Genomic DNA, 15,602 nt, shown 5'->3' with positions numbered 1-15,602 from the left:
ATGACCGCCTCCCCGATGGGCGACCCGCCGGCATCGCTGGTCGAATCCGACGCGCCGTTGGTTGAGCCTGTCGAAACCCCGCGAGGGGATGTCGACCCGTCGACGGGCCCGGGGCGGGCCACGCGGGGACAGCGCGGCGCCCCGGCGCGCGGCGTGCGCGAGCTGCAGGCGTGGGGCTACGGCGCCCTCGGACTCGCCGCGATCGTCGTGATCTGGGAGCTGTACAAACTGCTCGCCCCCGCCGACGGCGTCGTGATCGGCGAGACCCGCGTGCTGCCGCGCACGACAGACCTGGCGATGCCGCACATCTGGGACATGCTCGCGCGCCTCTTCGAGCCCGTCACCCGCGCAGACGGCGCGGCGCCGCTCTGGGCTGCCGTCGCCGCCGGTGCGCTCGTCACCCTCGGCATCGCGGCCGTCGGCTGGCTGGTCGGCCTCGTCGTCGGCATCGGCCTCGCCCTGGTGATGCTGCGCTGGCGACTGGCCGAGTGGGGCCTGCTGCCCTGGATCATCCTCAGCCAGACCGTTCCGCTGATCGCCTTCGCCCCGATCGTGCGCAGCTGGGGCTCCCGCATCGAGATCGGCAGCTTCCAGTGGGACGACTGGATGTCGGTCGCCCTCATCGCCAGCTACCTGGCGTTCTTCCCGATCGCGATCGGCGCGCTGCGCGGCCTGCAGTCGCCGGATGTCATCCACCTCGAGCTCATGCACAGCTACGGCATCGGCTGGTGGCGGACCCTGCTGAAGCTGCGGGTGCCGGCATCCGTGCCCTATCTGCTGCCCGCCCTCCGCCTCGGTGCGGCCAACGCGGTGATCGGCGCCGTGGTCGCCGAGGTGTCGACCGGGCTGCAGGGCGGGCTCGGCCGCATCCTCATCCAGTACGCGGGTCAGGCCAGCGGCGACCCGGCCAAGGCGTGGGGGCCGATCTTCGGCGCCATCGTGCTCGGCCTCGTTGTCGCCGGGTCGATCGCGCTGCTCGGCGTATTTCTCAAGAACTACCGACGCGTGGAGGTCAACGCATGATTCGACAGGCTCAGCACGGCGCCCAGGCTCAGCACGGCGTCCAGACCCAGTCGCGGAGCGCGGACGCCGTCACCGTCAGCGCCGTCGACAAGACCTTCGAGACCCGGAGCGGGCAGGTGCGCGCCCTCCAGGGCATCGACCTCACCGTGCAGGCCGGCGAGTTCGTGTCGCTGATCGGGCCGAGCGGATGCGGCAAGTCAACGCTCATGCGCATCATCGCCGACCTCGATCAACCCACCGTCGGCACTGTCGCCGTCTTCGGCAAGAGCGCTGCCCAGGCCCGTCTCGACCAGGACTACGGCATCGCCTTCCAGCAGGCCGGGCTGCTGCCGTGGCGCACTGTCGCGGCGAACGTCGCCCTTCCGCTGGAACTGCACGGCGTGGCATCCGCCGCCCGCACTGCACGCGTGGCCGAACTGCTCGACATGGTCGGGCTCGCCGAGTTCGCCGATCGCTACCCCGATCAGCTCTCCGGCGGCATGCAGCAGCGCGTCGCCATCGCCCGCTCGCTCGCCGAGAGTCCGAGCCTGCTGCTGATGGACGAACCGTTCGGAGCGCTCGACGAGATGACGCGAGAGCGGATGCAGACGGAGCTCGTGCGCATCTGCGCCGAGACGAAGGCCGCGGTCGTCTTCGTGACGCACTCGATCCCCGAGGCCGTCTACCTCTCCGACCGGGTCGTCGTGATGTCGGCTCGGCCGGGCCGGATCCAGCAGATCGTGCCGATGCGCCTCGGCAGCGGCGATCGCGCGGAGAGCCGCACGGAGGCGCTGCGCGAGGACACGAGCTACTTCGAGATGATCACCGCGGTGCGGGAGGCGCTGCACGCCGGCAACACCGGTGGGCTGGCCGGAGCGGCAACCGGGGGAGTCGCCACTGCCGGGCTCGGAACGGCGCCGGTCTCCGTGCGCGGGGCGGAGACGCGCTGATGAGTGCGGCCAGCGTCCCGGCAACGGCACCGGGCAGGCGCCGGGCGCCGATGAGCGCACGCACCGAGTCGTGGCTGCGGGTGATCGCGCCGGTCTCGGTCGGCCTCTTCGTGCTCGGGCTCTGGCAGTTCCTGGTGAGCGTCGTCGGCGTCAGCGAGTACCTGCTGCCGAGCCCGGCGGCCATTGCGGAACAATTCGTGCTGTACCTGCCGTCCATCCTCTCCGCCATGGCCATCACCGGCACGAACGCCCTGATCGGCCTGCTCGTCGGCTCGATCCTCGGCATCGGCTTCGCCGCCCTGGCCGCGAACTTCCGCTCGATCGACGGCATGAGCGCCCCGGTCGTCGCCTCGCTCGCCGTCATCCCGATCGTCGCTCTGGCGCCCGTGCTCAACTCGATGTTCGGCGCGGACAGCCAGTTCAGCCGGCAGGCGATCGCGGCGCTCGCCACCTTCGTGCCCGTGTTCATCAACACCCTGCGCGGCTTCCGCCAGACCAGGGCCGTGCACCGCGACCTGATGAAGGTCTACGCGGCCAGCACCGGCCAGGTGCTGCGCACCGTCACGCTGCCGACCGCGGCACCATTCATCTTCACCGGCATCCGCATCGCATCATCGCTCGCCGTGATCTCCGCCCTCGTCGCCGAGTACTTCGGCGGGCCGCGCGGCGGCCTCGGCGGGCTCATCTCGACCTCGGCCGCGTCGAGCGCCTACGCCCGCGCGTGGGCCTACGTCGTGGCATCCATCGTGCTCGGTCTCGTCTTCTACCTGGCGACGCTGCTCTTGGAGCGGCTCGCCAACCGGCGGAGAGGCGACTCCTAGCCGACACACGCGTCCCACCGCCCACGAGGCGATGTGGCAGGCAACACCACCCACTAGGCACAACCCACCAGGCACAACCCGATAGGCACGGTTCCACACGCACCACCTCATGCATCACTGGGAGCAGGGAAAGGACTGAAAATGAAACACAGCACACGTCGCATCGCGACACTGGGCGCATTCACTCTGTCGGCAGCACTCGTACTCTCCGCGTGTTCCGGATCCGGCGACACCTCGGGCGGGTCAACGGAGGGCTCGGGCGGTGACGAGCTCACCTCGGTCAAACTGCAGCTGCAGTGGCTTCCGCAGGGACAGTTCGCCGGCTACTTCGCCGCCGCAGACCAGGGCTACTTCGAGGAGGAGGGCCTGGACGTCGAGATCATCCCCTCCGGCGGTGACATCGTGCCGCAGGACGCCCTCGCCAACGGCGACGTCGACTACGCGATCGCCTGGGTGCCGAAGGCGCTCGGATCGATCGAGGCCGGCGCCGAGATCACCGACATCGCGCAGATCTTCCAGCGCTCCGGCACCCTCCAGGTGTCGTGGGCGGATTCCGGCATCGACTCCGTCGCCGACTTCGAGGGCAAGAAGATCGGCTCGTGGGGATTCGGCAACGAGTGGGAGATCTTCGCGGCCATGGCCGCGGAGGGCCTCGACTCCTCGACCGTCGAGATTATCACGCAGGACTTCAACATGAACGCCTTCCTGCAGGGTGACATCGACGCGGCCCAGGCGATGACGTACAACGAGTACGCGCAGCTGCTCGAGGCCGTCGACCCCGACACCGGTGAGCAGTACACGGACGCCGACTTCAACGTGATCAGCTACCAGGACACGGTCGGCGCCATGCTGCAGGACGCGATCTGGGCAGACACCGCCCGCCTCGCCGACGACGCCGACTACCAGGACACGACGGTCAAGTTCCTCAAGGCCGTCGTCAAGGGCTGGATCTACGCCGCGGAGAACCCGCAGGAGGCTTCGGAGATCACCATCGCCGCCGGCTCCAGCTGGGGCCCGAGCCACGAGCTGTGGATGGTCAACGAGACCAACAAGCTCATCTGGCCGTCGCCGGACGGCATCGGCATGATCGATGAAGCAGCATGGGACGCCACCGTGAAGGGCGCGCTCTCGGCCGTGAACGAGACGGGGGCATCGCCGATCACGGAGGAGCCGCCGGCATCCGCCTGGTCGAACGACTGGATCACCAAGGCTCTCGATGAGCTGAAGGCCGACGGCGTCGATGTGACGGGCGACGGCTTCGAACCCATCGAGGTCACCCTCAACGAGGGCGGCAACTAGCCCTCCCCGTTTCGACAGGCTCAACCACCGGGACTTCGCTGGTTGAACCGTAGCTTCGCTGGTTGAGCCGCAGCTTCGCCGGTTGAGCCGCAGCTTCGCTGGTAGAGCCGCAGCTTCGCCGGTTGAACCGCAGCTTCGCTGGTTGAACCGCAGCTTCGCTGGTTGAGCCTGTCGAAACCCTCGCACCACACGAAAGGCAACGCAGCCATGTCTGAGCCGTCTCAATCACAGATGTCCAACCCCGATCTCGACTCCCTCACCGGAGAGCTCGATGAGCGGCACGTTTTCCACTCCTGGTCGGCGCAGGGTGCGCTCACACCGTTCGTGATCGCCAGCGGCCGGGGGTCGCGGGTCTGGGACCACGCCGGCAACAGCTACCTCGACTTCTCGAGCCAGCTGGTGAATGTGAACATCGGCCACCAGCATCCGGCGGTCATCGAGGCCATCCGCGAGCAGGCCAGCCTGCTCGCCACCGTCGCACCGGCCACGGCGAACCTGGCACGCGGCGAGGCGGCCAAACGCGTCGCGGCCCTCGCGCCCGACGGCTTCAACAAGGTCTTCTTCACCAACGGCGGTGCGGATGCCAACGAGAACGCCATCCGCATGGCCCGCCAGTTCACGGGGCGCGACACCGTGCTCAGCACCTACCGCTCGTACCACGGCAACACCGGAGCCGCCGTCGTCGCAACGGGCGACTGGCGCCGCATCCCGAACGAGTTCGCCCGCGGCCACGTGCACTTCTTCGGCCCGTACCTCTACCGCAGCGAGTTCTGGGCGGACTCCCCTGAGCAGGAGTCGGAGCGGGCGCTGCGCCACCTCGAGCGCGTCATCCAGAGCGAGGGGCCGTCGTCGATCGCCGCGATCCTGCTCGAGTCGATTCCGGGCACCGCCGGCGTTCTGCTGCCGCCGCCCGGCTACCTGGCCGGCGTGCGCGAGCTGGCCGACCGCTACGGCATCATGCTGATCTTCGATGAGGTGATGGCCGGCTTCGGGCGCTCGGGGCGCTGGTTCGCCTTCGAGGGCTACGACGTCGTACCCGACCTCATCACCTTCGCCAAGGGCGTGAACTCCGGCTACGTGCCGACCGGCGGCGTGATCATCAACGACCCGATCGCGCACTTCTTCGACGAGCGGGTCTTCCCCGGCGGGCTTACATACAGCGGCCACCCGCTGGCGATGGCCTCGATCGTGGCGGCGCTCGACGCGATGGCGTCTGAGGGGATCGTGGAGAACGCGGCATCCGTCGGCCGGGAGCACATCGCACCCGCGCTCGCCGCCCTCTTCAACGACCACCCGATCGTCGGCGAGGTGCGCGGCGAGGGAGTGTTCTGGGCGCTGGAACTCGTCACCGACCGCACGAGCCGCGAGCCGGTCGGCGCGGCCGTGATGGGGCGGATCAAGAAGGAGCTGCTCGCCCGCGGGCTGCTGCCGTTCCTGGCCGACAACCGCATCCACGTCGTTCCACCCTGCGTCGTGACGCCGGAGGAGGTGGCCGAGGCGGCCGCCATCTACGACGAGGTGCTCTCGCTCGACCTCCTCTGAATCGCACGTTGATCGAGTAGGCCCTCTAGGGCCGTATCGAGATCCCGACACCGCGAGACCAGCGGTCTCACGCCATAACTTCCACAGATAGGACCCACTCATGACCGACCTTCCGACACTCGACCACTGGATCAATGGCGCTCCGGCATCCGGAGCCTCGACCCGCACGGCGCCCGTCTTCGACCCGGCCCGCGGCGTCGCGCAGAAGAACGTGCGCATGGCCAGCACCGCCGACCTCGGCACGGCCGTCGCGGCAGCCCGCGCGGCGTTCCCCGCTTGGCGCGGCACCTCGATCGCCAAGCGCCAGAGCGTGCTCTTCACCTTCCGTGAGCTGCTCAACAAGCGCTCGGGCGAGCTGGCCGCGATCCTCACCAGCGAGCACGGCAAGGTGCTCTCGGATGCCGGCGGCGAGATCGCGCGCGGCCTCGAGGTCGTCGAGTTCGCCTGCAGCATGCCGACGCTGATCAAGGGGGAGTACTCCGAGAACGTCTCAACCGGCATAGACGTCTACTCGCTCAAGCAGCCGCTCGGCGTCGTCGGCATCATCAGCCCGTTCAACTTCCCCGCGATGGTGCCGCTCTGGTTCTTCCCGCTGGCGATCGCGGCCGGCAACACGGTCGTGCTGAAGCCGTCGGAGAAGGACCCGTCTGCGGCCAACTGGATGGCGGAGCTGATGAAGGAGGCCGGGCTGCCTGACGGCGTCCTCAACGTGGTGCACGGCGACAAGGAGGCCGTCGACGCGCTGCTCACGCACCCGGACGTCGCCTCGATCTCCTTCGTCGGCTCGACTCCGATCGCCCGGTACATCTACGAGACCGCGAGCGCCAACGGCAAGCGGGTGCAGGCGCTCGGTGGCGCGAAGAACCACATGCTGGTGCTGCCGGATGCCGACCTCGACCTCGCCGCGGACGCCGCCGTCAACGCGGGCTTCGGCTCGGCCGGCGAGCGGTGCATGGCCATCTCGGTCGTGCTCGCCGTCGACGCCGTCGCCGACGCCCTGATCGAGAAGATCACCGAGCGCATGGCGACGCTGAAGACCGGTGACGGCCGCCGCGGCTGCGACATGGGGCCGCTCATCACGGGTGTGCACCGCGACAAGGTCTCCGGATACATCGACGTCGCCGCCGCCGACGGGGCGACCGTGGTCGTCGACGGCCGCGGCGTCACGCCCGACGGCGATGCGAACGGCTTCTGGCTCGGCCCGACGCTGCTCGACAAGGTGCCACTCGGCTCAGCCGCGTACACCGACGAAATCTTCGGGCCGGTGCTCTCCATCGTGCGTGTCGACGGCTACGAGCAGGGACTCGACATCATCAACTCGAGCCAGTACGGCAACGGCACGGCGATCTTCACGAACGACGGCGGTGCTGCCAGGCGGTTCCAGAACGAGGTGAGCGTCGGCATGATCGGCATCAACGTGCCGATCCCCGTTCCCGTCGCGTACCACTCCTTCGGCGGCTGGAAGGAATCGCTGTTCGGCGATGCCAAGGCCTACGGCCCGTCGGGCATCGCCTTCTTCACCCGGGAGAAGGCCGTGACCTCGCGCTGGCTCGACCCAAGCCACGGTGGCCTGAACCTCGGCTTCCCGCAGCACGACTGAGCACCTCGCAGCCACTCCTTGCTGGTTGAGTAGCGAGGAACTCCGTTGCCGGTTGAGCAACCAGGAACCCAGTTGCTGGTTGAGTAGCGAGGAACGAGCGTATCGAAACCTCACGGGCCGGAGCTTTCGCACGGGCCTCGGTTTCGATACGGCCGTAGACGGCCTACTCAACCAGCGGCGGGTTCCCCGTTGGTTGAGCCTGTCGAAACCCCGGCGGCGTCATGCGACTGCGACGACGACCTTGCCTGCCGGGTGGTCGTCGCGCCAGTGGCGGATCGCCGCCGGTGCCTCGGCCAGGGGGTAGCTGGACTCGACAACGGGCCGGAGCGTGCCGGCGTCAACGAGTTCGGTGAGGTCCAGCAGCAGCCCGGCGCTCTCGCCGGCCACCAGCATGCGCAGGTTGTGCCCCACGAAGGGCGACTTCAGCGCTGCCCCCATCGGCCGGCCCATGCCGCCGAAGACGGGGGCGTCGACCTCCGAGCCCACGATCACGAGCGTGCCGTGCGGGGTTAGTGCCCCGCGCAGCTCGGCGACCGAGCGGTGCCCGGCTGTGTCGATGATCACGTCGAAGAGTCGGATGCCGCTGGTGAACGACTCGCGCGTGTAATCGATCACGTGGTCGGCGCCGAGCGAGCGCACGAGCTCGATCTTGCCGGTGCTCGTCACCCCCGTCACGGTCGCTCCGAGCTCCTTCGCGATCTGCACCGCGAAGGCCCCGACCCCGCCGGCCGCTCCGATCACGAGCACGCTCTGGCCGGCCTTGACGGCGCCGCTGTCCCGCACCGCCTGCAGTGCCGTCCCCGCCGAGATCGGCAGGGCCGCAGCCTGCTCGAAGCTCAGCGAGGCCGGCTTCGGCGCGATCCGGTCGGCCCTGGCACAGACGAACTCCGCAAAGGAGCCCTCGCAGTATCCGTAGACCTCATCGCCGATCGCGAAGCCGTGCGGGCGCTTGCCGGGCTCGCCAATCGCCTCGACCACCCCGGCGACCTCGCGGCCCTTGACCTTCGTCTTCGGGCGGCGCAGGCCGAAGCCCATCACGCGGGCCAGGTAGGGCCGCCCGGTCATCAGGTGCCAGACGCCGGCATCGACGCCGGCCGCCCTCACCCGGATGAGCACCTCCCCGGCTCCGGGGGTCGGGGTCTCGATGTCGGCCAGGCGCAGCGCGTCGACGTCGCCGTACTCGTCTTGAACGATTGCTCGCATGATCCTGCTCCCTACGGTTGTTGCGGGTATTGGAAGACCGCGTCGAGCGGAACGCCCAGCGCGTTGGCGATCTGGAACGCCATCTCGAGCGATGGCGAGTAGCGTCCCTGCTCGATGGCGATCACGGTCTGCCGGGTGACGCCGATGCGTTCGGCGAGCTCGGCCTGGGTCATCTCGCCGCGTTCGAAGCGCAGTCGACGGATGTCGTTGGTGACCTGCGTCGGCTTCACCATGACTGGAACCCCCGGCGGTAGGCGATGATGCGGGCCGTGCAGCTCAGGATGGCCGAGAGCACGAAGCACAGGTAGAGCACGTTCGCGATCCAGAAGTAGCCGAGCTCGAACATGGCCAGCAGCATGGCGACCACGCCGCCGATCACGAGGAAGGACTGGCCGATGCGCTCGCTGGTCTGGTAGATCTCGCGGTCGCGCTGATCCTTCGTGGCGCCAGCCCGCGGGGTGAAGATGCCGACGACGATGTTCAGCACGATTGACACGAGGATGGCGCCGCCGATCGTCCAGAGCATGGCCGGCACGTAGTCGACCTCCGGCAGTGGCGCGCCTGCGCTCAGCAGGATGACGAGGTAGGTGAGGTAGCCGCCGACGGCGACGAGCCCCATGATCCAGGTCCGCTTCTCTTCGGATGACATCACAACTCCGTCCATGTAAAGAACTCTTGACATTGAATGTATGCCTTTCCATACATCGTGTCAAGAGTTCTTTACACGCCGGGTTCCGGATGCGGAGCCCGCGCGGCGGCGGCGCGGCATCCGGTTACAAGGACATAGTGCGGTTGCAAGGACGTTCCGGCGAGAATCGTCCGTGCAACCGCACTATGTCCTTGCTCGGCGCGGCGCAGCTACCGGCTCAGCGTGATGCCGATCGTGGCGAGGGTGCCGAACACGACGCCCCAGATCGTGATCGCGATGATCTGCCAGAGGATCACGGCGTTCTTGGATGCGCCGAAGGAGACCATGGCCGCCGAGGTGAACTGGCTCGGCAGGATGACGGGCCCGACCAGGCTCACGCCGGCCACCCCGTACCTGTCGAACCACGACCGCACCTTCTGGCGGCGGGGCGACTCCTCCTGCGGCGCCTTGCCGTTGAGCACACCGGAACGCACACGGTGTGCGGCGAACACGAAGATCAGCATCGCGATGACGTTGCCCACGATCGCTGCGCCGATTGCGACCACGGGGTTGAGGCCGGCGAGAACGCCGATCACCGAGCCGAAGTAAGAATCGACGAACGGGATGGCTGCGACGAGCATCACGCCGACCCACTGCAGAAACGTCGGGAAGGAGGAGGTGAAGTCTTGCAGCGCATCGATCATTCGGGGGGCCTTTCGTGGCGGTTGGAGTGTGGGGCAGTGGTGCGATGTGTCCATCCTCCAAGCGCGGCCGAGCCCGGGGTAGTGCCGTGCTGTCACCGCATTCGTGGCATTTCTGCACGCGAGATCGTGACAAATGTCACTGCTCTACGCTGGACGGCATGCACCGAATCAACCACCGCAGGCGCTCGTGACCGCCGCTCAAGAACGGCCGGATCACGGCCGTGGCGTCGCGGCCACCTGGAGCTACACGCTCGGCTCCATCGTCTTCGTGATCGTCGCGCTGACGGGCGCACTGCTGCTGGTCGCCGCCGAGAACTTTGCGGGCTCCCCCAGCGCTCTGGAAGCCGTGCTGCTCTGCCTCTCGCTTGTGGCCGCGGGCGTGCAACTGCGCTACTGCTGGTTCCTGCGGGTCGGCCTCGCGGGCGGGCTGCCCCGCCCGGCGTGGACCGCCGCCCTCCTCGCGCCGGCCGCCGCCGTGTGGGTGCTCGGACTCTTCGCCCCCGGTGCCGGGGTGGTGACGTCGTTTCCGCTGTGGATCGCGGTCTGCCTCATTGCCTGCGTGATCCCAGCGCGGCAGCGCTGGATGCTGCTGGCCGCCGGGCTTGCCGCAGTCGTCGGCCAGCCGCTGCTGGCGGCGGCGCTGACCGGGCAGGAGTGGGCGAACCCGCTGGGCTCGAGCGGTTGGCTGCTGCCGCTCTATGGCGTTCTGCTGCCGGCCATGCTGCTCAGCGGGCTGTGGTGGTGGGAGATCGTTGTCGAGCTCGACCGCAACCGCCGCGCGGCAGCCGAGCTGGCCGTCGCCAAGGAACGCCTGCGCTTCGCCTCGGATCTGCACGACATCCAGGGCCACCACCTGCAGGTGATCGCGCTCAAGTCCGAGCTCGCCGAGAGGCTGCTCGACCTCGACGTCGAAGCGGCCAGGGCCAACATCCACGAGACCCGCATCATCGCGAAGCAGGCTCTGGAGGAGACCCGGCTGCTCGTGGCCGGCTACCGCGAGGTCGCGCTCGACGAGGAGCTGGAGAACGCCCGCGAGGTGCTCTCGGCGGCCGGTGCCGACTGCGACTTGAACGTCGATGCGCTTCCCGCCGATGCCGAGCTGCACCGTGCACTCGCGATGACGGTGCGGGAGGCGACGACCAACATCCTCCGGCACAGCAGCGCGACCCGCGCGGCGATCCGGCTGCGCGTCACGCCGGACGGCTGCTCGCTCTCGATCAGCAACAACGGTGTGTCCGCCGCGGGCGATGCCGACGATACGCGCGGATCCGGCCTGGCCGGGCTGCGCGAACGCGTCGCCGCTCTCGGTGGGCAGCTGGATGCCGCATCCGACGGCGACAGCTTCGAACTCCGTGTACAGGTTCCGGCGCGTGTCGGGGCGGCGGCATGAGCGGGGCGACCCAGCCGCGCGTCATCCGCCTGCTCATCGCCGATGACGAGCACCTGATCCGTGGCGCGCTGGAGGCGCTGCTCGGGCTGGAACCGGATATCGAGGTGGTGGCCAGCGCCGACAACGGCCTGACCGCCGCCGAGCTCGCGCTCGAGACTCGGCCGGACATCTGCCTGCTCGATCTGGAGATGCCCGGCGCCGACGGGATCGAGGCGGCCGCACGCATCCTGGCGTCGGTCGCGACGAAGGTGATCATTGTCACCCGTCACGCCCGGCCTGGAGTGCTGCGGCGCGCGCTGGCGACCCGAGTTTCGGGCTTCGTGCCCAAGTCCACGCCGGCCGAGGAGCTCGCCAACGTGATCCGGGATGTCGCGGCGGGCAAGCGCTACATCGACCACGAGATCGCCGCCGCCGCGCTCACGGCCGAGCGCTGCCCGCTCACCGACCGCGAGCTGGATGTGCTGCGGGTCAGCCGGGGCGCCGTCGGCGTGCAGCAGATCGCCGATCAGCTGCACCTCGCATCCGGCACTGTGCGCAACTATCTCTCATCGGCCATGACCAAACTCGACGCCGCATCCCGCCACGACGCCGCCGAGCGGGCGTGGCAGCAGGGCTGGATCTAGCGCTGCCCGCGCCTCCACCCCGCTGATCGAGTAGCCCTCCGCGCTCCGCTGATCGAGTAGCCGTAGCCCTCCGCGTAGCCCTCCGCGCTCCGCTGATCGAGTAGCCGTAGCCCTCCGCGCTCCGCTGATCGAGTAGCCGTAGCCCTCCGCGCTCCGCTGATCGAGTAGCGAGGAACGAGCGTATCGAGATCGAGGCCGCCAGGATCTCGATACGGCCGCAGACGGCCTACTCGATCAGCGGGAGGCGTGCGCGTGCATCGTCTGCTCAGTCGTGCAGGATCTGCTGGAACAGCATGTGGTCCTGCCACTCGCCGGCGATCTTGAGGTAGCGCGGGGCGAGGCCGAACTGCTCGAAGCCGGCGTTCAGCAGCACTCGCTGCGACGCCGCGTTGTGCACCAGCGTCCCCGCCTCGACACGGTGCAGCCCCAACTCGTCGCGGGCGAGCGCGACCGCGTGCTGCACCGCGGCGGTCGCAATGCCGCGGCCGGTGTGGGCGGCATCCACCCAGTAACCGAGGCTCGCGCTCTGGAATGCGCCGCGCACGATGCCGGAGATGTTCACCCGGCCGATGATGTCGGCGCCCAGCGTGACCACGAGCGAGTGGGCGGTGCCGGAGGCGTGCTGGTTGAGCTGGCTGTAGGTGACGGCCCGCTGCCCGGCCGGGGTGAAGTAGTCGTCGGCCCGGGTCGGCTCCCACGGAGCGAGGTGCACGCGGTTGCGCCAGTAGGCGTCGGCGAGCGCGGTGGCATCGCCAACGCGCAGCAGGCGGATCTCGGCTCCTGCGGGCAATCTCGCGGATGTCGGCATCGAACGATGCTAGCGCTCGCCGGGCGTCGCGACGGTGTGGGGCGGCGTCCGCCGGTCATAGGCTCGACATCATGGCCGAGCTGGAAGCCCAGGCGCGCGCACTCGGCCTGGCCGCCCTCCGCCTCGACACCCGCGCCGACCTCGTCGAGGCCCGCCGGCTGTACGCGCGACGCGCAGCGTCGCGGAAGCCGGCAGCCCACAATCAGGCAGCCTCAGGAACAGCGACCGATGCTTGCCGGGTTTTGCGACGCAGCCCGGTTTCGACAGGCTCAACCAACGGGCCTCCCGCCGGAACCGCGCGGTTTCGACACGCTCAACCAGCGTGCCACCCGTTGATTGAGCCTGTCGAAATCGGTCGGCGCTACAGGCTGCGGCCGGACTCCCAGAGGTTGTCCGAGGTGCCGCTGATGAGCGCGGCGACCGACATCGCCTGGGCGTCGGTGAACGAGGCGATGTAGTCGACGACGGCACGGGAGCGGCCGAAGCGCGCGATGTCGTGGTCGCTCGTGCCGGCACCGACGGCGGCGAAGTACTCCGGGGCGTTGTTGCGCAGCTCCCGGTACTCGGCGGTGGCGGCTTCGATCGAGTCGATGAGCCGGCGGGGGGCGCGGGCCGCGTCATCCGCGTCGTTCAGCCAGAGGTGGAAGCCGTCGGCGAGCGTCTCGAGCACGCGGGCCTGGCCGCGCTGGTAGACGGCGAGGTCGCTGCGGTCGAGCACGAAGCGGGTGTGCACGAACTTGAGCACGACGACGTCGTGCCAGGCGTCGCTGCCGAGGCGGACGTGGCCGCTGCGCACGTTCGGCGTGCGCTCCACCCGGATTGAGCCCTTGAGGCGGTCGATCCAGCGCCGGGTGAAGGCTGCGACGGCGCGGTCGGCCTCAAGGCCGCCGTCGTAGGGGATTGTCAGCAGTCCCTCGACGAGGTCGTAGGTCACGCGCACGACGGAGGCGCGGAATGCCTCGGCGTTGGCGATCCAGGAGTCCTTGGCGTAGGTGTGCCGCCAGGCCGCCTCGAGCGCGTAGCCCGGGCGGCGCAGCGCGACGCCGGCCATGAGCTCGCCGGTGGTGAGCGCGGCGAGCGCACTCTGCGCCTGCAGCCAGCCGTTCAGCTCTGCCGAGACCGCCGTGAACTGCAGCACGCCCGCCCGGTAGAAGTCGTCGAGGTCGTGCACCGAGTAGGCGATGTCGTCGGCGATGTCCATCACCGAGCATTCGAGGGTCTGCTGGTGCCGGCCGATCGCGGGGAAGGCCGAGAGCACGTTGGCCATCTCGAGTGCGTCGATCGAGTAGGCCGAGAATTTGAGTGCCCCGGATGCCGAGTCGGGGCCGACCCCGCGCGGCAGCCGTTCCGCGGGCTGCGGCGGTAGGGAGCGCCACTCGTTGCGGGTCCACGGGTACTTGAGTACGGCGGCGCGCACGGCCTTGGTCAGGTTGAGGCCGCGCGCCGTGGCGTCGCAGCTGTCGAGCGCGGTCAGGATGCGGAACGTCTGCGCGTTGCCCTCGAAGCCGTCCGGCAGGCCGAGCCTGCTGCGGGCGACGCGGTCGAGCACCTGCTCGCCGAGGTGGCCGAACGGTGGGTGTCCGAGGTCGTGCGCCGCGGCGGCGGCCTGTACGACGACGGGGTCGCAGCCGCCGAGGTCGGCGACGATCTGGCGGGCGGCCTCCGGGGCATCGCGGAAGCCGACGGCGATGGAGCGGGCGACGGCCGAGACCTTGAGCGAGTGGGTGAGGCGGTTGTGCACCGTCGTGCCGGAGCCGGCCTGCGGGATCACCTGCGTGACGGCAGAGAGCCGCGAGAAGTAGGGCGAGAAACGGATGCGCTCGACGTCGACGCGGAACTCGTCTTCGCCGGCTGCGCCGCCGGTTGTGGGCTCCGGGATGGCGCGGTCGCGCCCGCCGCCGGTGTGGGATCGCGCAAAGTTCTGCATGGTGCGCTCAGCCTACCGAGCCGCGCTCAGCTCCGCCGGGCGGTGCGCGGAAGCGCGTGCGCTCGGCCGGTGTTTCGGGCGGCGCGCCGCAGTCGCCGGCCGGCCCGACGGTGTGTCTGCCGGATCTCCGGCCGAGCGCGCGCCCATGCGCGAGCGGATGCCGCCGAGCTCAGCGCGAGGAGGTTCGAGCCGAGAAGGCGCTCACGCGGGCACGCGCCTCCGCGCTGTCGAATGCGACGCCGATGGTCACGGCCTCGTCGTCGAGGGAGTCCTGGAACGAGCGGGTGCGCCCGGCGTGCACGAGGCGCTTGGCCTGCCCGTATGCGGTGGACGGGCCCTGCACCCAGTGCGCGGCGATCGCGGCGGCGCGGTCGGCGACGGCATCCGGGGCCGTGAGCTCGGTGACGAGGCCCCAGTCGAGCGCCTCGGCGGCGGAGAGCGTGCGCGGTGTCAGCAGAAGCTCGAGTGCGCGCCGGCTGCCGATGGCCTCGGGCAGCAGCGTGCTCACGCCGCAGTCGGGGGTGAGCGCGATGTCGGCGTACTTGCTGGCGAAGCTCGCCGCCTCCGAGGCGACGATGACGTCGGCGACGAGCATGAAGCCGAGGCCGCCACCCGCGACGGCGCCCTGCACCGCCGCCACGATCGGTGTCGCACTGCCCCGCAGCAGGCGATGGCCGTCGTGGATCACATCGGCGAGCTCCCGCACCGCCTCGCCGGCGCTGACCTCGGCGGAGCCGAGAGCCGCCATGGCGAGGACGTCGCCGCCGGCGCAGAATGCGCGGCCACGGGCATCGAACAGCACGGCGCGGATGTCGGCTCGCTCGGCGATCTCGGTGGCGATCGCACGCCAGCGGTACGCGGCATCCGCATCGATGGCGTTGAGACGCTCCGGGCGGTTGAGGGTCACGTGGGCGAGCCCATCGCTCACCGTGAACAGGATGCTGTCGCTCATGGCTGCAGTCTACGGAGCCGCCCCGCGTGCGCCAGCGCCCCTCCCATGCATTCCGCCAGCCGCAGGCCACGCGAGATGTCACAGATGGCCCCTTCGCGCGTGCTCAAGGGGCCATCTGTGACATCTCGTGGCTGGAGTCGCGAGACAAGCAGA

The 15,602-nt window shown here is 69.5% G+C and carries 15 protein-coding genes; 8 read left to right on the top strand and 7 right to left on the bottom strand.

Going from position 1 to position 15,602, the window contains the following annotated elements:
* From ASC66_RS05820 to ASC66_RS05795, 6 genes are all read left to right on the top strand, one after another.
* Entirely contained in the window at positions 1 to 1,023 is a 1,023-nt protein-coding gene (locus ASC66_RS05820; RefSeq protein WP_235496706.1) for an ABC transporter permease, read from the top strand.
* On the top strand, positions 1,020 to 1,952 hold the full coding sequence (locus ASC66_RS05815) for an ABC transporter ATP-binding protein (RefSeq protein ID WP_082492038.1): 933 nt from the start codon (positions 1,020 to 1,022) through the stop codon (positions 1,950 to 1,952). The genes ASC66_RS05820 and ASC66_RS05815 overlap by 4 nt, the downstream gene beginning before the upstream one ends.
* 50 nt (positions 1,953 to 2,002) lie before the next feature.
* Positions 2,003 to 2,773, top strand: coding sequence for an ABC transporter permease (locus tag ASC66_RS05810; RefSeq protein WP_157509657.1), 771 nt, complete (start codon positions 2,003 to 2,005; stop codon positions 2,771 to 2,773).
* A 141-nt stretch (positions 2,774 to 2,914) separates the two neighbouring features.
* On the top strand, positions 2,915 to 4,072 hold the full coding sequence (locus ASC66_RS05805; RefSeq protein WP_055835816.1) for an ABC transporter substrate-binding protein: 1,158 nt from the start codon (positions 2,915 to 2,917) through the stop codon (positions 4,070 to 4,072).
* A gap of 207 nt (positions 4,073 to 4,279) precedes the next feature.
* A complete protein-coding gene (locus ASC66_RS05800; RefSeq protein WP_200944740.1) occupies positions 4,280 to 5,614 on the top strand; it encodes an aspartate aminotransferase family protein in 1,335 nt (444 codons plus the stop codon).
* Positions 5,615 to 5,714: 100 nt separating this feature from the next.
* A complete protein-coding gene (locus tag ASC66_RS05795) occupies positions 5,715 to 7,214 on the top strand; it encodes a CoA-acylating methylmalonate-semialdehyde dehydrogenase (RefSeq protein WP_055835809.1) in 1,500 nt (499 codons plus the stop codon).
* Positions 7,215 to 7,433: 219 nt separating this feature from the next.
* Here ASC66_RS05795 and ASC66_RS05790 read toward each other — a convergent pair whose 3' ends face one another.
* From ASC66_RS05790 to ASC66_RS05775, 4 genes are all read right to left on the bottom strand, one after another.
* Complete coding sequence (locus ASC66_RS05790) at positions 7,434 to 8,417, bottom strand: NAD(P)-dependent alcohol dehydrogenase (RefSeq protein WP_055835806.1); 984 nt, start codon at positions 8,415 to 8,417, stop codon at positions 7,434 to 7,436.
* Positions 8,418 to 8,428: 11 nt separating this feature from the next.
* Positions 8,429 to 8,650 carry a helix-turn-helix transcriptional regulator gene (locus ASC66_RS05785; protein WP_055835803.1) on the bottom strand — a complete coding sequence of 74 codons (222 nt, stop codon included), beginning with the start codon at positions 8,648 to 8,650 and terminating at the stop codon, positions 8,429 to 8,431.
* Positions 8,644 to 9,081, bottom strand: a complete 438-nt coding sequence (locus ASC66_RS05780) for a hypothetical protein (RefSeq protein WP_200944738.1) — start codon at positions 9,079 to 9,081, stop codon at positions 8,644 to 8,646. Before ASC66_RS05780 ends, ASC66_RS05785 begins: the two co-directional genes overlap by 7 nt.
* Before the next feature lie 194 nt (positions 9,082 to 9,275).
* On the bottom strand, positions 9,276 to 9,749 hold the full coding sequence (locus tag ASC66_RS05775; protein ID WP_055835800.1) for a hypothetical protein: 474 nt from the start codon (positions 9,747 to 9,749) through the stop codon (positions 9,276 to 9,278).
* Positions 9,750 to 9,936: 187 nt separating this feature from the next.
* On the opposite strand from ASC66_RS05775, the gene ASC66_RS05770 reads away from it, so the two are divergent.
* Both ASC66_RS05770 and ASC66_RS05765 read left to right on the top strand, forming a co-directional pair.
* A complete protein-coding gene (locus ASC66_RS05770) occupies positions 9,937 to 11,139 on the top strand; it encodes a sensor histidine kinase (RefSeq protein ID WP_235496704.1) in 1,203 nt (400 codons plus the stop codon).
* The gene (locus ASC66_RS05765) at positions 11,136 to 11,762 is read left to right on the top strand and encodes a response regulator transcription factor (RefSeq protein WP_055835794.1); all 627 of its coding nucleotides are present in this window, start codon (positions 11,136 to 11,138) and stop codon (positions 11,760 to 11,762) included. The genes ASC66_RS05770 and ASC66_RS05765 overlap by 4 nt, the downstream gene beginning before the upstream one ends.
* Positions 11,763 to 12,027: 265 nt before the next feature.
* Here the strand turns inward: ASC66_RS05765 and ASC66_RS05760 are convergent, their stop codons facing one another.
* The 3 genes from ASC66_RS05760 to ASC66_RS05750 form a co-directional block, all read right to left on the bottom strand.
* Positions 12,028 to 12,570 (bottom strand): GNAT family N-acetyltransferase, encoded by a 543-nt coding sequence (locus ASC66_RS05760; RefSeq protein WP_055835791.1) that lies wholly within the window; start codon positions 12,568 to 12,570, stop codon positions 12,028 to 12,030.
* 361 nt (positions 12,571 to 12,931) lie between these two features.
* Positions 12,932 to 14,497 (bottom strand): deoxyguanosinetriphosphate triphosphohydrolase family protein, encoded by a 1,566-nt coding sequence (locus tag ASC66_RS05755; protein WP_055835788.1) that lies wholly within the window; start codon positions 14,495 to 14,497, stop codon positions 12,932 to 12,934.
* 169 nt (positions 14,498 to 14,666) lie between these two features.
* Complete coding sequence (locus tag ASC66_RS05750; protein ID WP_055835785.1) at positions 14,667 to 15,449, bottom strand: enoyl-CoA hydratase/isomerase family protein; 783 nt, start codon at positions 15,447 to 15,449, stop codon at positions 14,667 to 14,669.
* Between the last annotated feature and the right edge of the window lie 153 nt (positions 15,450 to 15,602).

Source organism: Leifsonia sp. Root4 (genome assembly GCF_001425085.1).
Lineage (GTDB): Bacteria > Actinomycetota > Actinomycetes > Actinomycetales > Microbacteriaceae > Microterricola.
This window is presented reverse-complemented; position numbering and strand designations above follow the sequence as displayed.

Excerpts from the sequence above, each read along its gene's own strand:
- ASC66_RS05750 (WP_055835785.1), bottom strand. The coding sequence starts at position 15,449 with ATGAGCGACAGCATCCTGTTCACGGTGAGCGATGGGCTCGCCCACGTG.
- ASC66_RS05790 (WP_055835806.1), bottom strand. The coding sequence starts at position 8,417 with ATGCGAGCAATCGTTCAAGACGAGTACGGCGACGTCGACGCGCTGCGC.
- ASC66_RS05780 (WP_200944738.1), bottom strand. The coding sequence starts at position 9,081 with ATGGACGGAGTTGTGATGTCATCCGAAGAGAAGCGGACCTGGATCATG.
- ASC66_RS05755 (WP_055835788.1), bottom strand. The coding sequence starts at position 14,497 with ATGCAGAACTTTGCGCGATCCCACACCGGCGGCGGGCGCGACCGCGCC.
- ASC66_RS05795 (WP_055835809.1), top strand. The coding sequence starts at position 5,715 with ATGACCGACCTTCCGACACTCGACCACTGGATCAATGGCGCTCCGGCA.
- ASC66_RS05815 (WP_082492038.1), top strand. The coding sequence starts at position 1,020 with ATGATTCGACAGGCTCAGCACGGCGCCCAGGCTCAGCACGGCGTCCAG.
- ASC66_RS05785 (WP_055835803.1), bottom strand. The coding sequence starts at position 8,650 with ATGGTGAAGCCGACGCAGGTCACCAACGACATCCGTCGACTGCGCTTC.
- ASC66_RS05775 (WP_055835800.1), bottom strand. The coding sequence starts at position 9,749 with ATGATCGATGCGCTGCAAGACTTCACCTCCTCCTTCCCGACGTTTCTG.
- ASC66_RS05765 (WP_055835794.1), top strand. The coding sequence starts at position 11,136 with ATGAGCGGGGCGACCCAGCCGCGCGTCATCCGCCTGCTCATCGCCGAT.
- ASC66_RS05810 (WP_157509657.1), top strand. The coding sequence starts at position 2,003 with ATGAGCGCACGCACCGAGTCGTGGCTGCGGGTGATCGCGCCGGTCTCG.
- ASC66_RS05800 (WP_200944740.1), top strand. The coding sequence starts at position 4,280 with ATGTCTGAGCCGTCTCAATCACAGATGTCCAACCCCGATCTCGACTCC.
- ASC66_RS05820 (WP_235496706.1), top strand. The coding sequence starts at position 1 with ATGACCGCCTCCCCGATGGGCGACCCGCCGGCATCGCTGGTCGAATCC.
- ASC66_RS05805 (WP_055835816.1), top strand. The coding sequence starts at position 2,915 with ATGAAACACAGCACACGTCGCATCGCGACACTGGGCGCATTCACTCTG.
- ASC66_RS05760 (WP_055835791.1), bottom strand. The coding sequence starts at position 12,570 with ATGCCGACATCCGCGAGATTGCCCGCAGGAGCCGAGATCCGCCTGCTG.